Raw genomic sequence first — 18,537 nt, forward strand, 5'->3', positions numbered from 1 at the left:
TCGGGCGGTGACGGATGGTGACGTGGTGGTGCCGGCCGCGCACGGGCGTGCAGGTCGGTGACCACAACACGCAGGTCAACCACCACGTGGTGCCCCGGCAGCCGCTGACCAGGGCCCACCTCACCGACCTCGACCCGGTGGCGGCCGCACGCCGGCTGCTGCGCGAGGACGTCGACGAGGCCGCGGTCCTGCTGGTCGGCATCGCGCCCGACGAGGCCGTGCCGCTGCTGCAGCGCCTGCTCGCCGCTGACGAGGCGCGGACGGTCGCGGTCCTGTGCAGCATGCACCGGGGGAAGGCGGCGGCGCTGATCCGCCGGCTCAGGGCGGACACCGAGTGGATCGGCGACCTGCCGGACGCGGTGACGGAGATCAGGGCGGCGCACGCGACCGCGCGGGCGCTGCTCGGCGACGAGTCGGGGCCGGTCGAGCCCCACCCGGCTCCTCCGCCGCTGCGTGCGTTCCGGCTGCCGTGCGCCCGCGGCGCCGTCTACTGGCACCGGTCGGCGCGTCCGGTGGCGGTGCCGGAGCCGACCGACGGGTACTACCTCGCGGCCGGCGGCCCCGGCGGCCGGCTCGGCCTGCCGGTGGGAGCGGCGGCGGACGGCAGCCTGGTGACGTTCGACGGCCTGGAGGTGGAGGGCGACGACTGGGTGGTCGTCGAGTCCCGTGCCGGCGTGTTCACCACCACGGTGTCGCGCCTGGAGGTGCCTGGAATGTCGGGCGCGCCGGTCGCCGAGATCGTCGCGCGTGGCGACGGGACGCTGCAGCGGTTCGAGTACGCCGACATCCACTCGGACGGCGCGGGCGGCCACATCGTCGTCGACGAGGCGGTCCGCGCGTTTCTGGGGCACAGCGAGGCCCACCGGCGGCCGGTGGGTCCGGCCGCGCCGCCGGTCCGCTCGGCATACGGCCGGCGCGGCTTCTGGCAGGACTTCGGGCCGCCGGACGACCCCGTCACCGTCTACGTCGCGGACGGCTGGCGGCCCATCGAGCTTGGACAGCCCATGCAGGAGGCCTACCTGCGCGCCGGCGGCCCGGAGGGCTGGCTCGGGTTCCCACGCGGGCGCAGCTACACCCGCTGGGTGATCGACAAGCGGCACGACCCGTTCCAGTTCGAGGGCGGGGTGATCGTCGCCGGTGCGGACGGCGGGCCGACCGCCGTCCCGATGGACCTGTACCGGGCGGCGGTGAGCGCCGACCTGGGCCCGCCGGTCGGCGAGGTGCAGCGGCTCGGCGCGGCGGACGACCTGGCGCAGTTCTTCGCCGGCGGCGCCGTCACCGTGCGCGGCGGCCGGACCCAGATCTGGGTCGAGCGCGGTTCACCGGCATGACCCGCGGCCGGCGCGGCGGCCGGGTCGAGCGCTGGTCAAAGGCGCAGCCCGTCTCACAGGCGCAGCCCGTCTCACAGGCGCAGCCCGTCTCACAGGCGCAGCCCGTCTCACAGGCGCAGCCCGGCTCACAGGCGCAGCTCGCGGCCGGGCCAGCGGGAGCGGAGCCAGCGGTCGTGGCTGGCGACGACGATCGCGCCGGGGCCGGGGCCCAGGGCGTCCTCCAGCTCGTCGGCGAGGGTCGGGGACAGGTGGTTCGTCAGCTCGTCGAGGAGCAGCAGCTCCGGCGGGTCGGCAATGAGCAGGGCGAGGGCGAGCCGGCGGCGCTGGCCGACCGACAGGTCCCCCACCGGCCGGGCGAGGTCGCGCGGGGCGATCAGGCCCAGCGACCGCAGCGGCACCGACGCGGCGCGGTCCGGGCCGAGGGTCTGGTCGTAGACGGCGGCCACCGTACGGTCGGGGTCTGGGAAGACGGTGTCCTGGGTGAGGAGGCCGACGGTGAGGCCGCCGCGGCGCTCGACGGTGCCCGTGGACGGCAGCCGCCCCGCGAGCACGGCCAGGAGCGTGGACTTGCCGGCGCCGTTCGGGCCGGTGACCAGGATCCGGTCGGTGGCGAGGATGTCCAGCCGCTCCACGGACAGGCGGTCTGGCACCGTCAGGGAGCGAGCGGCCACCAGTACACCATCCGCCGACGCCGACGCGAGCGCTGTGGCGTTGAAGCGCAGCGGGGCCGGGGGTTTGCGGACCTGGGTGCGGGAGAGGTCGTCGAGGCGGCGGCCGGCGTTGCGGACGCGGCGGGAGATCTGCTGCTGGACGCGGCCGGCGGTGTGGCCGTAGCCCATCTTCTCGCTGTCGCGGCGTTCGCGGCCGGGGGCGACCTGGTGCGCCGTGACGGCGACGGCCCGGCGCAGCTCGTCGAGCTGTTCCTGCTCCTCCTCGAAGCGGCGCTGCCAGCGGTCCCGTTCCGCGAGACGGAAAGCCTGGTAGTCGGTGTAGTTGCCGCCGAAGCGGGTGGGGCCGTCGACGGCGGGGTCGAGGTCGATCAGGTCGGTGCAGACGGCGTCGAGGAAGGCGCGGTCGTGGCTGGCGAGGACGACGGCGCCGGGCAGGTCGCGCAGGTGCGCCTCCAGGAACGCGGCGGCGGCGTCGTCGAGGTGGTTGGTGGGCTCGTCCAGCAGCAGCGCCGCCGGGCGGCGGATGAGCACGGCGGCGAGGGCCAGCCGGCCGCGCTGCCCGCCGGAGAGCGAGCCGAGCGGACGGTCGTGCGCCAGCCCGCCCAGGCCGAGGCCGTCGAGGACGAGCTCGGCGCGCCGGTCGGCGTCCCACGCGTCGTGCAGCTGGGCGCGCTCCAGCACCACGCCGTACTCCTCGAGCGTCATCGAGGACGGGGACTCGAGCGCCGCGACGTCCGCGTGGGACGAGCGCAGCGCGTCGTCGAGGACGTCGGCGATGGTGGCGTCCGCGTCGAACGGCATCTCCTGGTGCAGGTACCCCAGGTCCTCCGGGCGCACGACGGTGCCGGTCTCGGGCTCGTCGGCGCCGGCGAGCAGCCGCAGCAGGGTGGACTTGCCGGCGCCGTTCTCGCCGATGAGGCCGATGCGGTGGCCTGGCGAGGCGGTCAGGGAGACGCCGTCGAGCACGCGGCGGGTGCCGAACGTGCGGACGAGGTCATACGCGAGCAGGGCGAAAGAGGACATGCGGACACCACCGGCGTTTGGGTAAACGGAAACCCGCCGGGCAAAGGGCCTCGGGCGCGGGTCGGGGAGGTGTCAGTGGATCACATCCCCTCCAACATACCCCATACGGCGGCGCTACGACAGCATGGCGTCGGCCACAGCCCGGCGGGCGGGGTTGTTGCTGCCCCTGCTGGCGTCGGGGTGGACGCGGTTGGTGAGCAGGACGAGCACGATGCGGCGCCCCGGGTCGCAGACCAGCGACGTGCCGGTGAAGCCGGTGTGGCCGAAGGCCCCGCGGCCGGCGAGCTTCCCCATGTACCAGGCCTGGTCGACGTCGACGCCGAGCCCGTGGGCGGCGGCCGGGCCGAAGCGCCGGTTGGCGTCGGTCCGCATCAGGTCCACTGTGGACGGTCTCAGCAGCGGGCCCCCGCCGGACAGCAGCGCCCGGCCCAGCAGCGCGACGTCGGAGGCGGTGGCGAAGAGCCCGGCGTGCCCGGCCACACCGCCGAACGCGGCCGCCGACGGGTCGTGCACCGTCCCCCGGATCCCGCCCTCGGTGGCGGCCGCGGGCAGCGACGGGGGTGGGTTGCAGCCGGTGCGGGCCAGGCCGAGCGGCCCGGCGATCTGCTCCCGGACGAGCAGGTCGAGCGGCTTGCCGGTCAGCCGGGAGACGATCGCGCCGAGGGCGATGAAGTTCTGGTCGGCGTACAGGTAGCCGCCGCCGGCCGGTCCGATCGGCGGCTCCCGCAGCACGTGCTCGACCCGTTCGGCGGGCGTCGAGCCGGCCAGCGGGACGTCCTTCGACAGCCCAGACGTGTGCGTCAGCAGCATCTGTACGGTGATCGCCGGCTTGTCCACAAAGGACGGCAGATACCCGGCCACCGGGGCGTCCAGCGCGAGCAGGCCCTGTTCGACCAGCCGCAGCGCCAGCACCGCGGTGAACGTCTTCGTCAGCGAGGCGAGGTCGTACAGCGTCTCCGTGGTCGCCGGGACCCGCCGGTCCGCGGGCAGCTCGGCCTTCGCGGCGTCGTACCGGACGGCGTCGCCGAACGCGAAGTGCGCGACCACCGCCCCGTCGACGGCCGCGAACACCACGCCGCCCGGGAACATCAGCGAGGACAGGAACGGCGTGACGGCGTCCCGCAGCCGGTCGGCGCGCGACCTCCCGGTCCGCCACGGCGACGGCGTGGCGACCGGCAGCGTCCACGGCGACACCGGCGACGGGCTGGCAGGGGCGCGAGGCGTCCCGCGGGCCGGGCGGGCGGTGCAGCCCGCCAGTGCCCCCAGACCAAGGCCGAGCAGGGCACGGCGGCGCACTACGACGGCGACCGCACGGCCTCGTACAGCGCGGCCAGGTCCTCGTCGGCGAACCCCCGGTCCGAGGCGGTCCGCAGCAGCGCCGCCGCCGCGTCCACGACGGACCGGTCGACGCCGACGGCCGACGCGAGGTCGCCGACCAGCTCCGCGTCCTTCACCCCGCCGCTCACCGGGAACGCCACCGGGTAGGAACGCTCCATCATGGACGGCGCCTTCGCGTGCAGGTACGGCATGTCCAGGGCCCCGCCGGAGACCAGGGACAGGAACAGCTTCGGGTCGAGGCCCAGGCCGTCGGCGAGCGCGACGCTCTGCGCGAGCCCGGCGACGGCGGTCAGCACCCAGCTGTTGACGACGAGCTTGATCCGGCTGCCGGCGCCGGCGTCGCCGAGCCAGGTGACCTTGGCCGCGATCGGCGCGCACAGCTCCTCGACCCGCTCCCGCACCTCCGCCGGGCCGGACGCGAGGACGTTGAGCTTGCCCTGCTCCGCGGGCTGCCGGGTGCCGAGGACCGGCGCGTCGACATACACCAGGCCGAGCTCGGCCGCCAGGGCGGCGAGGTCGTCGGCACCGGGCACGCCGACGGTGCTCAGCTGGAGCCACAGGGTGCCGGGCGCGGGCGCCGCCGCGGTCATGACCGCCGCCACCGACGCGGCGTCGAACAGGACGGTCACGACCACGTCGGCGCCGTCGACGCACGCGGCGGGCGTGTCGCAGACGACCGCGCCGTCCGGCGCCAGCGCCTCCGCGGTCTCAGCCGTGCGGTTCCACACCCGCACCGCGACCCCGGCCCGCAGCCAGTTCCGCGCGACGGCCGCGCCCATGATCCCGGTCCCCAGCACCGCGACGGTCATCCACTGCCCCTTCCACGAGCTCCCCGCGCATTGTCCCACCCGAGGAGCGGGTGCCGAAGCTGGACAGCGCCGCCTCCAGCAGCGGCAGCGCGTGCAGCACCTGCCCCGACCGGATGAGCACGTCCCACACCCGCTCGAACTTCTTCCACCCGCCCGCGTACGCCAGGTGCCGCAGCCGGTCGCCGGGCCGCGGCTTCGCCGAAGCGCCGCGCCAGAGGTTGGACCAGCGGTAGAAGTCCTTGTACGCCCGCCAGTAGCCGTCCTCCAGCTGCCTGGCGGTCATGCCGCGCGGCTCGTAGACGACGTGCCGGGTGTCGTACAACTCCCAGTCACGGTGCACGATCCGGCCCTCGGCCTCGATGCGGCGGAAGAGGCCGGTGCCCGGGTAGGGGGTCATGATGTGGAACGTGGCGGTCTCGATCCCCTGCCGCACCGCCCAGTCCACGGTGCGGTCGAACACGTCTGGCCCGTCGGAGTCCATGCCGAACACGAAGCTGGCGTTCACCATCACGCCCGCGTCGCGCAGCCGGCGCACGACCTGGCCGTAGTCGCGCCCGACGTTCTGCCGCTTGCGCTGCTCGGTGAGGTTGCCGGCGTTGATGGTCTCGAAGCCGACGAAGAGGCTGCGCAGGCCCGCGTCGACGGCCCGCTCCAGCAGGCCGGGCCGCAGGATCGAGTCGACGGTGCCGGCCGCCTGCCACACCCGGCCCGCGCCGCGCATCCCCTCGAACAGTTCGGTGGCGAAGCGCGCGTTGCCGAACAGGTGGTCGTCGAGGAAGTACAGGTGGCGCCCCGGCAGCCGGTCGATCTCGGCGAGCGCGTCGTCGACCGCCTGCGTGTAGAACGACTTCCCGCCCTCGAAGAACGCGTCCTTGTAGCAGAAGTCGCAGTGGTGCGGGCAGCCCCGCGACACGACGATGGAGTTGGGCACCAGGTAGCGGTGGCGTTTGATGAGGTCCCGCCGGATCGGCGGCAGTCCCGCGAGGGTGCGCTGCTTCGAGGTGTACCGCTTGGCCGTGGTCCCCTGTCGCAGGTCGGCCAGGAAGGCGGGCCACGTGTCCTCGCCCGGCCCGCAGAAGACGCTGTCGGCGTGCGCGGCGGCCTCGTCGGGCAGCGACGTGACGTGCAGCCCGCCGAGCGCGACGAACACGCCGCGGGCCCGGTACCAGTCCGCCAGCTCGTAGGAGCGCCGCGCGGAAGTGATGTAGACCTGGATGACGACGAGGTCGGGCAGGTCGGCGAGGGCCGGGTCGAAGCGCTCGACGTGCTCGTCGACGATGCGCACCTCGTCGTCCCCGGGCAGGTACCCGGCGAGGGTCGCGAGGCCGAGCGGTGGGAAGAGGCTGTACTTGATCGGCCGGAACAGTGGGCTGGTCGCCTCGGTCAGGGCCGGAAGGATCATCAGCACCCGCATGCCATCGACGGTAGGCATCAACCGGGGGCGAGCAGGTGTGCGAGATGTGCAGATGTCGTGCGCGGCCGCCGTCGTAGGCTGGCTGCGTGAAGACATTCCAGCTCGGTGACCGGACCGTCCACCGCATCGGCTTCGGGGCGATGCAGCTGCCCGGCCGGGGTGCCTTCGGGCCGCCCCGGGACCGCGCCGAGGCCCTCGCCGTGGTGCGGCGCGCGGTCGAGCTCGGCGTCGACCACATCGACACCGCGCAGTACTACGGCCCCGACGTGGCCAACGAGCTGCTGCGCTCGGCGCTGCACCCGTACGACTCCCGGCTCGTGCTGGTGAGCAAGGTCGGCGCGGCGCGGGACGACAAGGGCGGCTGGCTGCCGGCGCAGGAGCCCGAGCAGCTGCGCGCCGGGGTCCTGGACAACCTGCGCTCCCTCGACGTGGAGCGGCTCGACGTGGTGAACCTGCGGGTGACGGGCCCGGACGGCGACTTCGACGCCCAGCTCGACGCGATGATCGCCATGCGCGACGAGGGGCTGATCGGCGCCGTCGGGCTCAGCAACATCACCCTCGCCCAGCTCGAGCACGCGCTGACCCGGACCGCGGTCGCGTGCGTGCAGAACCCGTACAACCTGGTCGACCGCGGCGGCGAGGACGTGCTGCGCGCCTGCACGGACCGCGGGATCGCCTTCGTGCCGTTCTTCCCGCTGGGTGCCGCGTTCGGCCGGGAGCGGGTCCTCGGCCACCCGGCGGTGAAGTCCGCGGCGCTGCGCCTCGACGCCACCCCCGCGCAGATCGCCCTCGCGTGGATCCTCGCGATCGCGCCGAACACGCTGCTCATCCCCGGCACCGCCTCGCTGGATCACCTGGAGGAGAACGTCGGCGCGGGGCGGGTCGTCCTGGACGACGAGGCTCTTGCAGAAATCGGATGAGCGGCCCGGAGCGAAGCGGAGAGGCTGCGAATCAGCAGCGCAGGTTCGGCTCAGGCCGACGCCGACGCGAAGCGGCGGTGGCGGAATGAGCAACCGGAAGAACCTGCTGGCCCTCGCGGTGCTGGCGTATCTGAGCCAGCGGCCGATGCATCCGTACGAGTTGTCCAAGACGCTGCGCAACCACGGCGACGACCGCAGCATCAAGTTCACCCACGGCTCGGTGTACATGGTGGTCGAGCAGCTGCTGAAGGCCGGCCTGATCGCGGAGCAGGAGACGACCCGCGAAGGGCAGCGCCCCGAGCGCACCGTCTACGGCATCACCCCCGAAGGGCGGGCCGAGCTGCAGGGGTGGCTGCGCGACCTGGTCGGCGTGCCGCGGCACGAGTTCCCGGCGTTCGGGTCGGCGCTGTCCCTGGTCAGCGCCCTGCACCCGGACGTCGTCGTCGAGCTGCTGCACGAACGCCTCGCCCGGCTGCGACAGGAGCGCGCGACCACGGCGGACCTGGCCGGGGGCACCGAGCCGCACCCGTTGTTCCTGATCGAGGAGGTGTACCGGCTGGGCCTGCTCGACGCGGAGATCGCCTTCGTCGAGCGGTTCATCGAACAGATCACCGACCCGGCCGACGGCTGGGGACCGATGTGGGCGGCGTACCACGAGAAATAGTTGACTCTGACTAGTCATCGGCGGATAGTTGGTTTCAACCAATCGTCTCGCCGGGGGTTCGTCATGGGAACTGTCACGTCCGCGATCGTCGTCGGCGGCGGCATCGCCGGCCCGGTCGCCGCGCTCGCCCTGCGGAAGGCCGGCATCGCCGCCACCGTGTACGAGGGGCACGACGGCTTCGCCGACGGTGTCGGCGGGGCGCTGAGCATCGCGCCGAACGGGCGCACCGCCCTCGCCGCCGTCGGCGCCGACCACGTCGTGGAGCGGGTCGGCACGCCGATGTCCGGGATGGTCATGCAGAGCTGGACCGGCAAGCGGCTCGCCGAGTTCGGCTCGTTCGACGACCTGCCGCCGATGCAGCTGGTCTGGCGGCACGAGCTCTACCGCGCCCTCTACGACGAGGCCGTCGCCCGCGGCGTCCGCATCGTGCACGGCAAGCGCCTGGTCTCCGTAAGTGGCGGCGTCGCCGGCTTCGCCGACGGCAGCACCGCCGAGGCCGACGTCGTCATCGGCGCCGACGGGATCCGCTCCACGGTGCGTCGGCTCATCGACCCGTCCGCACCCTCGCCCCGCTACGTCGGGCTGCTCGGCTTCGGCGCCCGCTGCGGCCCGGCCGGGGTGGCCCCGACCGGCGACAAGATGCACCTGGTCTTCGGCCGGCGCGCGTTCTTCGGCTACCAGGTGACCGCCGGTGGGGACAGCGGCTGGTTCGTCAACCTGCCGTCGAAGGATCCGTCGTACGGTGCGACCTTCAGCCGCGAGGAGTGGCTGCCGATCCTCGCGGACGCGTTCGCCGGCGACCGGATCCCCGCCGTGGCGCTGATCCGCGGCACCGACCCGGCCGCTCTCGTCGTCACCGGCGGCCTGGAGGACATCCCGTCGGTGCCGGTGTGGCACCGCGACCGGGCCGTCCTCATCGGCGACGCCGCGCACCCCACCTCACCCAGCTCCGGGCAGGGCGCGTCCCTCGCCATCGAGAGCGCCGTGCAGCTTGCCCGCTGCCTGCGCGACCTTCCCGTGCCGGCGGCGTTCGCGGCGTACGAGCGGCTGCGGCGCGCCCGGGTCGAGCGGGTGATCGCGACCGCGGCCCGCACGAACAGCGACAAGGCCGCCGGTCCGGTCGCGCGGGTCCTGCGCGACCTGCTGATGCCGCCGATGATGCGCCTGTTCGCCAACCCCGAGAAGTGGCGGTGGCAGTTCGACCACCCGATCGACTTCGCGGCGCCGGTCGCGGCCGAAGCGGCGCTCAGCCCTTCGGGAAGGGGATGACCTTCGTCGCACCGGCGCCGAGGCGCTGGACCACGAGGGTGGCGGTCTCGGGGGTGAGGTTGCGGGCGTCGGCGACGTTCCAGCCCTCGCCGGCCGCGTAGGTGGCGCCCTGCCAGGTCGGGTGGACGACGGGGATGAGCGCCTTCATCACCGACTCGAACGCCTGCCCGTCGCTCGCCCGGTCGAACGTGGTGATCGTGACGACGGTGCCCTCCAGGGAGCAGGTGCCCTGGTCGTGGAAGCGGTACACCGACTCGTCGTGGGTGGTCCCCTGGGTGTAGTTGTCGCAGCCGAGGTCGGCGGCGACCTTGGCGGCGGGCTCCCCCAGGTACGCGGGCTTCGTCAGCGCGTCGACGACCCGCGGGGCCTGCCAGCCGATGACGCCGGCCGCGACCGCGAGCAGGGCCGCACCGGCGGCGAGCTTCGGGTTGCGGCGCGGCTTCGTCTCCTCAGCCGTCGCCGTCGCCGGCTCCTCGGAGATCTCCAGGGACGCTACCAACGCGGGCCTCCTGCGGTACAAGCGCGGAATTTTGCTGACATGTCGAATTTAGGTGCAATCGGGGTGCGGCTCTGTCCCCCGGGCAGCCAGAAAGGCCGGCGCTGGGGGCACCGGCCTTCCTGGGTGTTGCCGTGGTGACTACATGGACCCTGCCGCGACGAAGGTGTAGCCCGCCGCCTGGATGCCCGTGACCGTCTCCTGCAGGTAGCTCAGCGGCACGTACGGGTGGAAGAAGAAGCTCGCCACACCGTCCCGCACGACCGTGTTCAGCTGCGCGGACTTCACGATGTCCGCCGACAGGTGGGCCGGGTGGTTGTTGAACGGCTCCAGCTCGATGTTGCCGATGTTCTCCGGCACCGTCAGCACCCCGTAGATGTCGCGCACCGTGTACGGGAAGAACTGGCCGAAGATGCGGCTGTTGTCCAGCGCCCCGCCGCGCAGCGCGCCGGAGGTGTACAGGCCGCGGTCGTACCGCGTCTTGAACGTCGCCGCGACCGCTCGGTTGGACGCGTCGGAGCCGGCGTAGTGCGGGAACTCGAAGATGGTCGGCGCGGCCAGGCCGGCCGCCCTGAACGCCGCGAACGCGCCGTCGATGCGGCCCTGCGCCCATGCCTGCGAGTCCGCCGGCACCGGTCCGTCGTAGATCACGTAGTTGGTGACCGGGTCGACGTGCGCGGTGTAGAACTCGAAGTCGTCCGCGCTGGCGCCGTTGTACGGGTTGATCATGCTCTCGTACTGGTGCGTGTAGCCGTGCATCAGCAGCGTGCCGCCGTGCGACTGCATGTACTTGAGCTCGGCGACGACCTGGGGCCGGTCGGCGAGGGTGTAGTCCTCGGCGGCGCCGCCCGTGCCGGAGCCCAGCGGGTCGCGGTAGCGGGAGTAGACGGCCACCGAGAACGGGATGTTCTTGCCGTACAGGTAGTTGGTGATCGCCCGCAGCTCGCTCGGCTCCGCGTCCGGGCCGACGTCCTCGATGCGCACCAGGGCGCGGTGCCGCTCCGCGGTCGACGGCGCGAGCACGTCGAACAGGAAGTCGGAGAAGGCGACGTACCGGTCGTCGGCGCTGATGTACGAGAACGGGATCTCGCCGAGGTAGGTGAAGTTGCCGGACCGCACGCCCCACGGCAGTGTCGTGCCGTCGGCGCGGACCGCGGTCGCGACCGGCGTCGCCTTGGTGGCGTCGCTGATCGTGGTGTTCATGATGCCGGCGCCGTTCTGCGGGTCGCGGGTGAACGTCTTCGCCTTGTAGTTCACCGTCGACACCGACGACACGTCGAAGCCGGTCCACGTGAAGCCGCGGTTGGCCACGAAGTTCGGGTCGCGGGCCGTCAGCTGCCAGATGTTGTCGTAGATCCACACGACCGGCTTGGTGGTCGCGGTCACGTCGTCGAGGAACGCGAGCGGCAGCGGCTCGTCGTACGTGCTGCCCAGGTACACCACGGCCTGGAACTGCTCCAGCTCACCGGCGGCGTAGCTGGTCACCGGCTGGGCGGTCCAGTCGCCGAAGTGGGAGCTCAGGTTCGCGGCGGCGGTCGCGTACAGCTCGCCGAGGAAGCCGTACGGGCCGGTGGTGTCGTACAGCACCAGCGTCTTGCCGGTCGAGCCGGGGATGCCGGTGCCGTTGACGCCGTTCGCGACCGGCGTGGCCGGGGTCGTCACGACCGTGCTCGGCGAGGCCGGGGACGTGTTGCCCGCCGCGTCCTCAGCGGTGATTTTCAATGAGTACGCGGTCAGCGGCGACAGGCCGGTCAGCGTGGCGCTGTTGACGGTGCTGGTCACGACCTCCGGGCCGCCGGTGACCGTGTACCGGGTGACGCCCACGTTGTCGGTCGAGGCGGGCCAGGTGAGCGTCACGCCGGTCGACGTGAGCGCGCTCGCGACCGGAGCGCCCGGGGCGGTCGGTGCGGTCGTGTCCGGCGCCGGCGGCGGCGTCAGGGTCGTGAACGCCACCGGCGCCGACGCCGCGGACGCGTTCCCGGCGGCGTCGAGCGCCTTGACGGTCACGCTGTGCGCGGTGCCCGGCTCCAGGCCGGCAAGGGCGGTGGAGGTGCCGGTGACGGTCGCCTTCAGGGTGCCGTTGTCGAACACCTGGTAGCCCGTCACGCCGACGGCGTCCGTGGAGGCGCCCCAGCTGACGGTCGCGCCCGTCGTGGTGACGTCCGCGACGCTCGGCGCGCCCGGCACGCTCGGCGCCGTCCTGTCCGTGACCCCGGTGGTGAACGACCACGTGTAGGTCGACGTGCTGAGCTTCACCGTCATCGTGTACTTCGTCTGCTCGGCGAGCGCGGCGCGCGGGGTGAACGTGAACGTGTGCGTCGGCGCGTCGTACGCGTAGTAGCTCGCGACCGAGGCGCCGCCGCTGGTCTTGACGAACGAGTACCGCATCGCCGTCGGGTCGACAACGTCGCCGTAGCTGATCGTCGGGCGGACGCCGACGGCGACGCCGGTCGTCCCGTTCTTCGGCGTGACCCCGCTGACCGCCGGCCCCGCGGCGTGGGCCGCCGTGCTCAGGCCACCGGCGGCGATGGAGCCGACGATCGTCGACGCCACCAGCTTCACCACAGTGCGCACAGGTGCTCGCTTTCGCTTGGGTTTCGTGTGTACGGCTTGGGCTTTGTGCGTGTGGGCCCCAGCGTTTCCACCGGGGCCCACACCGTGGTTCTTGCTCTTTGCTCTTGGCTGTTCAGCCTCGGTGGCTCGGCCTTCGAGTGGCTCAGCCTTCGAGTGGCTCAGCCGAAGCTGACGCAGGTGACCAGCGCGCTCACGGCGTTGGAGCTGCCGCTGTGCGTGAAGGTGAACTGCCAGGTCTTGCCGTCCGCCGACTGCTTGCTGCTGGACTGCGTCACGTTGCCCGAGCCGGTCTCGCTCCACGTGCCGACCATCGCGATGCCCGCGTTGTCGCAGGTGACGTTCAGGACGTTGTTCGTCGACGTGCCGCTGCCGATGTTGAGCGTGCCGGGCTTCGTCGAGGACGTCGCCGTGGGCGCCGCGCCCTTGATGTTGCCGCTCGGCGTCCAGGTGGTCGCCGCGGTCTTCTTGTAGAGGTTGTACGTCGCGGTGTCGAGGTACATGTCGCCGACCGCGCCGTTCGCACCCGCCGGGGCACCCGTGCCGGTCAGCCAGACCGAGCCGTTCGCGCCGGCCGCACCCGCGGGACCCTGGGCGCCGGCGGCACCCGTGGCACCGATCGCGCCGGCCGCACCCGCGGCACCCGCGGCACCCTGGGCGCCGGTCTCACCCTTGGCACCGGCGGCGCCGTCGACGCCGTCCTTGCCCTTGAGGGAGGCCAGCCACTCCTCCGGCGTGCCGGTGAACGCGTTCATGTCGACCGCGAGCTGGTACGCGTCCTTGCCGTCGACACCGTTCACACCGACGAGCGAGGCGAGCCACTCCTGCACCGTGCCGATGGTGGGGTCGTTGGCGAGGGCCAGGTCGTACGCGCTCAGGCCGGGCATGCCCTGGATGCCCTGAAGACCCTGGATGCCCTGCTCGCCCTTCTCACCCTGGACGCCGGTCGCACCGTCGGCACCGGCGGCGCCGGTCTCGCCCTTCTCGCCCTTCTCACCCTGGGGGCCCGGGTCGCCGTCCTTGCCGTTGATGCCGGGGATGCCCTGGAGCCCCTGGGCGCCGGTCTCGCCCCGCTCGCCCTGAGCACCAGTCGCGCCGGTCTCGCCCTTCTCACCCTGCGCGCCCTGGGCACCGGTGGCACCGGTCTCGCCCTGAGCGCCCTGAGCACCGGTCTCGCCCTTCTCGCCCTGAGCACCCTGGGCACCGGTCTCGCCCTTCTCGCCCTGGGCACCGGTCTCGCCCTTTTCGCCCTGAGCTCCCTGCGCGCCGGTCTCGCCCTGAGCACCCTGGGCACCAGTCTCGCCCTGAGCGCCCTGAGCACCCTGCGCGCCGGTCTCACCCTTCTCGCCCTGAGCACCCTGGGCACCGGTGGAACCGGTCTCGCCCTTGGCACCCTGGGCACCAGTCGCACCCGTCTCGCCCTTGGCACCCTGGGCACCAGTCGCACCCGTCGCACCCTGGGCACCCTGGGCACCAGTCGCACCGGTCGCACCCTTGGCACCCGTCGCGCCGGTGGCGCCCGTGGCACCCGTGGCACCCCTCGCGCCGGCGGGGCCGGTGGCGCCCGTCGCACCGGTAGCACCCTTCGGGCCGGTGGCGCCGGTCGCGCCGACGGCGCCGGTGGCACCCGTCGCGCCGGTTGCACCCTTGGGCCCGGTCTGGTTCCACTGCACCATCTGCTCGCTGCTCCGGCACCGCGACCCGGCCTGGTAGTCGATGACGCGCAGCGCGCTGGTGTTCTTGTCCCGGCACCCGGTGATGACACCGGTGTTGCTGGCCGGCACAGCACCGTAAGCGGCAGCGCCGACACCGACGAGCACAGCCGCGGCGGTCGCACCGATGGCGGCGATCTTCTGCTTCTTCGAGCGGAACACGCAGTTCTCCTAATCTGGGGCGGTACGTATCGGTGACGACTTGCTTCGCTATTTACTGGTGACGACGACGCGCTCGGACGGCTTCAGCAGTTCCGGTTTCGGCGGCGGCTGCAACTCGCTCCGACTAGCGGGCCGGGAAACGACACCGGCATCCGCCGCCGGCGTCTGATGCGCCGCCGCCAGGTAGATCACGGCCCCCAGCGCCACCGCGGCAACAGCGGCCCCGAAGCCCATCGCAGCCTTCTTCAGCACGGAAAACCCTCCGCTCCCGCCGCAGCACGGCACGCTTGAGAAACCCTCGAATCACCGAGAGCAAGAATGTGGAATGCGTTTACGTCAGCGATTCACTGCTGCACATGAGGGCGCAAAAATACGCACACCGGTTCCCCCGCGAATACTCACCTGAAGACGGGTCCGGTTTCGCCACTCGCTCCCCACCGGACCAAACTGGCGACCAAAGACGCCCGGCGGATCACTGCTTCCCGCCAGCCTGTGCGGCTGGTCCACTTAAGGTAGCCGCCCGGGTGCGACGAGGTTGTCAGCAACCGAGTGGCACCCCACCACCCCAGTCAGATGACAACCCCTCCCCCACCGCAAAGACCCATATACAGAGAGTGACCTCATCCCGATAGACCCACACAAACCACCCCACAGCAATCCCCCACCCAACACCCACCGCCACCACAGACCACGCCCCAACCACCGAGGACACCGAGGACACCGAGGACACCGAGGACACCGAGGACACCGACAAACCCACCGCCACCCGCCTCGAACACCACCTGCCGCACAGCCACTTCCACCAGCACCAGCACCAGCACCAGCACCAGCACCAGCACCAGCACCAGCACCAGCACCAGCACCAGCACCAGCACATGAAACGAGAGCCTCAGCAGCAACACCGAACTTCCCACTGCCACCTCGATCGAAGGACAGTTCCGGCCGTCACCACGACCAGCCCCATCCTTCGATCACCACACCACCCAACCCCGCTCCGACGAACTCCCCGAGCCTCAGCCACGGCAGCGTTCGCTCACCTCAGATCACATCAGTCCACCGAGCCCCCGGCCGACCTCGACCCCGGAGGTCGAGCGCGCGCCACCGAGTCTTCACGAGCTGCACCGGACCCACTGGACGGTCGCCACCCCCAGCACCGATCCACCGAAACTGCCAGCACCCCGCCTGCCGCCCCCGACTCGGCAAGACCGCAGTCACCGCGGCAGCGCAACACAGTCCGGCCTGTTAACGCGGCAGCACAACACAATCCGGCCCGTAACGCGCCCGCCGATCGCCACGCCACCACACCCCGCACCACCGCGAGCCCACATCGCACAGCCCGTCGTCCACCACTCCGGGGCGGCACCGGTCAGCGATGGAGCCGCCGTACGACAGGCCCTGGCGCCCAGATGTCAGGCGGCGTCGTGGCGCAGCGGCTGCGCGGCCTCCTCCTGTAACAGCGCGAGTCGGATCGAGCCGAGGGCCACCGCGGTCACGGCGAGGCGCCACACGACGATGCCGAACTCGGTCGTCGTGATGTGGCCGGTGCCGAACCGCCCGTTGACGCCCTCCAGCCCCGGGAAGCTGACGATCAGCATGATCACGGCAGCAGCGGCCGTCGCCGGGGGTAACCAACGCCGGCGCGTTCGCTCGAACGCCACCCACGCCGCGAGCGCGAGCGCCACCGTGCCCGCAATGAGGATCATCGCCACGGTCAGCGACACGGGGCGGTGCCCGTCCAGGCGGCTCGCGCCGTAGATGCCCCAGCCGGTCCACTCGACACCGCCGCGCATCAACAGGACCTCGCCGGTCTCGGCGACGCCCGTGTTGTCCTCGCTGGCCCACGGCATGCTCATGGCGAGCACCGCGGCCAGGGCGCCGACGAGCGCCACGACCCGGGCCCCCATGCCTGCCGCCGTGAACTCAGCGCGCTGTGGTGCCGTCATGGTCGTAGACCGTAGTGGATGCACTGGCTCACGTCAGCGCCTGCGCCTCGCGCTCAGCTGACGGTAGCCCGGATGTACACCGGGAGTGAGACCTTGCTGGTCGGCGATGCGCTGCAGTAATCCGGCGAGCTGCGCCCGCTCGTCAGGGTCGAGCGCGGCACAGAGATCCTCGTCGTGCGCGCGGGCGAGCTGTCGCATCTCCATGAGCACCTGCCGGCCGCCGTCGGTGAGGTGCAGCGCGTGATGCCGCCGGTCGCTCACCCCGGGCCGCCGCTCGACGAGCCCCTTGTGGTCGAGCGTGTCAAGGATCGCCACCACACGGCTCGGCACCACACCCATGTCGGCCGCGACCGACTGCTGGCTCCGCCCCGGCGCCCCGGCGATCATGCGTAGCAGCCCGACCTCGGGCGGCGTCAGCCCCAGCGCTTCGACACGCTCGGCGAACCTGCCGGCGGCGTGCGCACCGACCTGCGCGACGAGAAACGCCGCGCCCTGCGGGGGTTGCCCAGGACTAGTCACAGCGCTAGTGTACTGAATAATTCACTCGACTGAACCATTCATCTCGTGAAGGGATCGCATCATGGCCACGCCTGCTGTCCAGGCTGCCGCCGGTCCGGTTTCCCGGCCTGGCCAAGGCGGCCCACCGCTCGGCGTCCTCGGCGTCGTCGTCACCGCCCTGTTCATCGCCGGCCTGGTGCTCGGCACCGTGCTGGCCGACGGGACCCCGTTCCCGTCGCCGTTCGGCGACGCGGCGCAGATCGTCGCGTATTTCCAGGACCACGAGCTCGCCGTGCGCGTCGGCGGCACGCTCCAGTTCGCCGCCGCAATCCCCCTCGCCATCTACGCGGCGACCGCCTCGGCCCGCCTGCACCGCCTCGGCATCCGCGCCCCGGGCGCCACCATCGCCCTCGCCGGCGGCCTGCTCGCCGCCGCCTTCATGGCCTGCTCCGGCCTGGTCAGCTGGACCCTCTCCCAGCTGGCCGCGACCACCGACCCAGACGTCATCCGCCTCCTGCAGCTGCTCGCCTTCGCCACCGGCGGCCCCGGCCACGTGGTGCCGCTGGGCCTGCTGCTCGCCGGGATCGCGGTCCCGGGCCTCCTCGCGGGCCTGCTGCCCCGCTGGCTCGCCTGGGCCGGCCTGGCCATCGCCGCCGTCGCGGAGCTCGCCACGCTGGGCCTCTTACTCGAGCCCGCCACGTACCTGCTGCCGGTCGCAAGGTTCACCGCCCTCGCCTGGCTGATCACCGCGGGCTTCAAGCTCCCGCTCCACCGCCGCTCCGGCACCACCACGTGACAGCCGACGGTCCGCCCCGACGCCTCACCACGTCCGACTGCGCTCGGACGTGGTCCGCCCCGCCGCCTCACCACGTCCGACTGCGCTCGGACGTGGTCCGCCCCGGCGCCCCACCACGTCCGAGCGCAGTCGGTCCTGTCTCCCGGATGATGGTTGTCGGGAAACGCCCGTAGCCAGTCGAGCATCTCGACCAGGTCGAGGGTGGCTCGGAAGTGGCTTCCCGACTTGTCGTAGTGGGTGGCCAGCCCGCGCCAGTGTTTGCACCGGTTGAGGCAGCGTTCGACCTGGTTGCGCCAGCAGTAGGCAGAGCGGTCGAAGTTCGGTGGTCTGCCGGCCCGGCCGCGTCGCCGCCGGTCGGCGATCTGATCGTTGGGTTCGGGGATGGCTGTGGTGATGTCCCGTGCACGCAGCAGCTCGCGGCTGGCTCGGGAGGAGTGGGCCTTGTCGGCGGCCGGTCACCGAGTCTGGGCGTTTGCGGGGGTCGTCCTCGTCGACCGGGCCGCTGGACCGATACCTGACATCGGGGACAACGAACCAACCCCATGCTCCGCGAGACAGAACCTAGCCGAAGTCGATCGGCGCGCCGGGGAATGCTCGCGCGGTGCCGGGCCGGCATGCGCCTCGTGGTGGCCCAGCGGACCCGTGGAGATGTACCAGTGCTCAGCCACCGAACCGGAGACGGAGACGGAGACACAAGCGGTGGGCCTCCTCGCGCAGGTGTTCCACCCCAGCGAACTGCTTGGCGTCCTCCTCCGGCAGTCTCGGTGCGACGAGCAACGGGTGTGTCCGCATGGAGATCTGGGACGCGATCGGCAGCCAGGCGATGCTGCGGATCCCGTACACCGTGTGAGTTCCAACTGAAAGCGGCGGGCCGGCACGAGTCAGTGCCGGCCCGCCGTGTTTCAGGCTGACCGGCACCG

Annotated in this window: 17 protein-coding genes and 1 pseudogene; 5 read left to right on the forward strand and 13 right to left on the reverse strand. The window is 72.2% G+C overall.

From position 1 onward, the window contains the following. Positions 1-14: 14 nt before the first annotated feature. Positions 15-1,331, forward strand: coding sequence for a hypothetical protein (locus AB0J72_RS54075; protein ID WP_363415514.1), 1,317 nt, complete (start codon positions 15-17; stop codon positions 1,329-1,331). Positions 1,332-1,456: 125 nt separating this feature from the next. Here the strand turns inward: AB0J72_RS54075 and AB0J72_RS54080 are convergent, their stop codons facing one another. From AB0J72_RS54080 to AB0J72_RS54095, 4 genes are all read right to left on the reverse strand, one after another. Next, positions 1,457-3,025, reverse strand: a complete 1,569-nt coding sequence (locus AB0J72_RS54080) for an ATP-binding cassette domain-containing protein (protein ID WP_363415517.1) — start codon at positions 3,023-3,025, stop codon at positions 1,457-1,459. Positions 3,026-3,139: 114 nt separating this feature from the next. Beyond that, complete coding sequence (locus tag AB0J72_RS54085; protein ID WP_363415520.1) at positions 3,140-4,219, reverse strand: serine hydrolase domain-containing protein; 1,080 nt, start codon at positions 4,217-4,219, stop codon at positions 3,140-3,142. 101 nt (positions 4,220-4,320) lie between these two features. Next, entirely contained in the window at positions 4,321-5,172 is an 852-nt protein-coding gene (locus AB0J72_RS54090; protein ID WP_363415523.1) for an NAD(P)-dependent oxidoreductase, read from the reverse strand. After that, on the reverse strand, positions 5,072-6,586 hold the full coding sequence (locus tag AB0J72_RS54095) for a radical SAM protein (protein ID WP_363415526.1): 1,515 nt from the start codon (positions 6,584-6,586) through the stop codon (positions 5,072-5,074). The genes AB0J72_RS54090 and AB0J72_RS54095 overlap by 101 nt, the downstream gene beginning before the upstream one ends. Before the next feature lie 86 nt (positions 6,587-6,672). Between AB0J72_RS54095 and AB0J72_RS54100 the strand changes: the two genes are divergently transcribed. From AB0J72_RS54100 to AB0J72_RS54110, 3 genes are all read left to right on the forward strand, one after another. After that, positions 6,673-7,506 carry an oxidoreductase gene (locus AB0J72_RS54100; protein WP_363415529.1) on the forward strand — a complete coding sequence of 278 codons (834 nt, stop codon included), beginning with the start codon at positions 6,673-6,675 and terminating at the stop codon, positions 7,504-7,506. A gap of 85 nt (positions 7,507-7,591) precedes the next feature. Further along, positions 7,592-8,170, forward strand: a complete 579-nt coding sequence (locus tag AB0J72_RS54105; RefSeq protein WP_363415532.1) for a PadR family transcriptional regulator — start codon at positions 7,592-7,594, stop codon at positions 8,168-8,170. Between the two features lie 63 nt (positions 8,171-8,233). After that, the gene (locus AB0J72_RS54110) at positions 8,234-9,439 is read left to right on the forward strand and encodes an NAD(P)/FAD-dependent oxidoreductase (RefSeq protein ID WP_363415535.1); all 1,206 of its coding nucleotides are present in this window, start codon (positions 8,234-8,236) and stop codon (positions 9,437-9,439) included. Here AB0J72_RS54110 and AB0J72_RS54115 read toward each other — a convergent pair. The 7 genes from AB0J72_RS54115 to AB0J72_RS54145 all read right to left on the reverse strand — a co-directional run bounded on the left by AB0J72_RS54115 (position 9,417) and on the right by AB0J72_RS54145 (position 16,842). Further along, on the reverse strand, positions 9,417-9,959 hold the full coding sequence (locus tag AB0J72_RS54115; RefSeq protein ID WP_363415538.1) for a hypothetical protein: 543 nt from the start codon (positions 9,957-9,959) through the stop codon (positions 9,417-9,419). The two genes, AB0J72_RS54110 and AB0J72_RS54115, sit on opposite strands and share 23 nt — an antisense overlap. A 117-nt stretch (positions 9,960-10,076) precedes the next feature. Beyond that, positions 10,077-12,509, reverse strand: a complete 2,433-nt coding sequence (locus AB0J72_RS54120) for a DUF2334 domain-containing protein (protein WP_363415541.1) — start codon at positions 12,507-12,509, stop codon at positions 10,077-10,079. A gap of 158 nt (positions 12,510-12,667) precedes the next feature. Further along, positions 12,668-14,380 carry a hypothetical protein gene (locus tag AB0J72_RS54125; RefSeq protein ID WP_363415544.1) on the reverse strand — a complete coding sequence of 571 codons (1,713 nt, stop codon included), beginning with the start codon at positions 14,378-14,380 and terminating at the stop codon, positions 12,668-12,670. 48 nt (positions 14,381-14,428) lie between these two features. Then, positions 14,429-14,632 (reverse strand): hypothetical protein, encoded by a 204-nt coding sequence (locus AB0J72_RS54130; RefSeq protein WP_363415547.1) that lies wholly within the window; start codon positions 14,630-14,632, stop codon positions 14,429-14,431. 368 nt (positions 14,633-15,000) lie between these two features. Then, complete coding sequence (locus tag AB0J72_RS54135; protein ID WP_363415549.1) at positions 15,001-15,282, reverse strand: hypothetical protein; 282 nt, start codon at positions 15,280-15,282, stop codon at positions 15,001-15,003. 507 nt (positions 15,283-15,789) lie between these two features. Beyond that, complete coding sequence (locus tag AB0J72_RS54140) at positions 15,790-16,323, reverse strand: hypothetical protein (protein ID WP_363415552.1); 534 nt, start codon at positions 16,321-16,323, stop codon at positions 15,790-15,792. A 33-nt stretch (positions 16,324-16,356) separates the two neighbouring features. After that, positions 16,357-16,842 carry a MarR family winged helix-turn-helix transcriptional regulator gene (locus AB0J72_RS54145; protein ID WP_363415555.1) on the reverse strand — a complete coding sequence of 162 codons (486 nt, stop codon included), beginning with the start codon at positions 16,840-16,842 and terminating at the stop codon, positions 16,357-16,359. A gap of 61 nt (positions 16,843-16,903) precedes the next feature. Here AB0J72_RS54145 and AB0J72_RS54150 point away from each other — a divergent pair, with 61 nt between their 5' ends. After that, the gene (locus tag AB0J72_RS54150) at positions 16,904-17,617 is read left to right on the forward strand and encodes a DUF4386 domain-containing protein (RefSeq protein ID WP_363415558.1); all 714 of its coding nucleotides are present in this window, start codon (positions 16,904-16,906) and stop codon (positions 17,615-17,617) included. A 224-nt stretch (positions 17,618-17,841) separates the two neighbouring features. On the opposite strand, the pseudogene AB0J72_RS54155 reads toward AB0J72_RS54150, so the two are convergent. Together AB0J72_RS54155 and AB0J72_RS54160 are read right to left on the reverse strand one after the other, a co-directional pair. Beyond that, positions 17,842-18,097 (reverse strand): annotated as a pseudogene (locus tag AB0J72_RS54155) (IS5/IS1182 family transposase); the annotation flags it as partial. A 180-nt stretch (positions 18,098-18,277) separates the two neighbouring features. Next, the coding region (locus tag AB0J72_RS54160; protein WP_363415561.1) for a hypothetical protein at positions 18,278-18,537 on the reverse strand (260 nt) is incomplete at its 5' end.

The organism is Dactylosporangium sp. NPDC049742 (assembly GCF_040674675.1).
Classification (GTDB): Bacteria; Actinomycetota; Actinomycetes; order Mycobacteriales; family Micromonosporaceae; genus Dactylosporangium; species Dactylosporangium maewongense.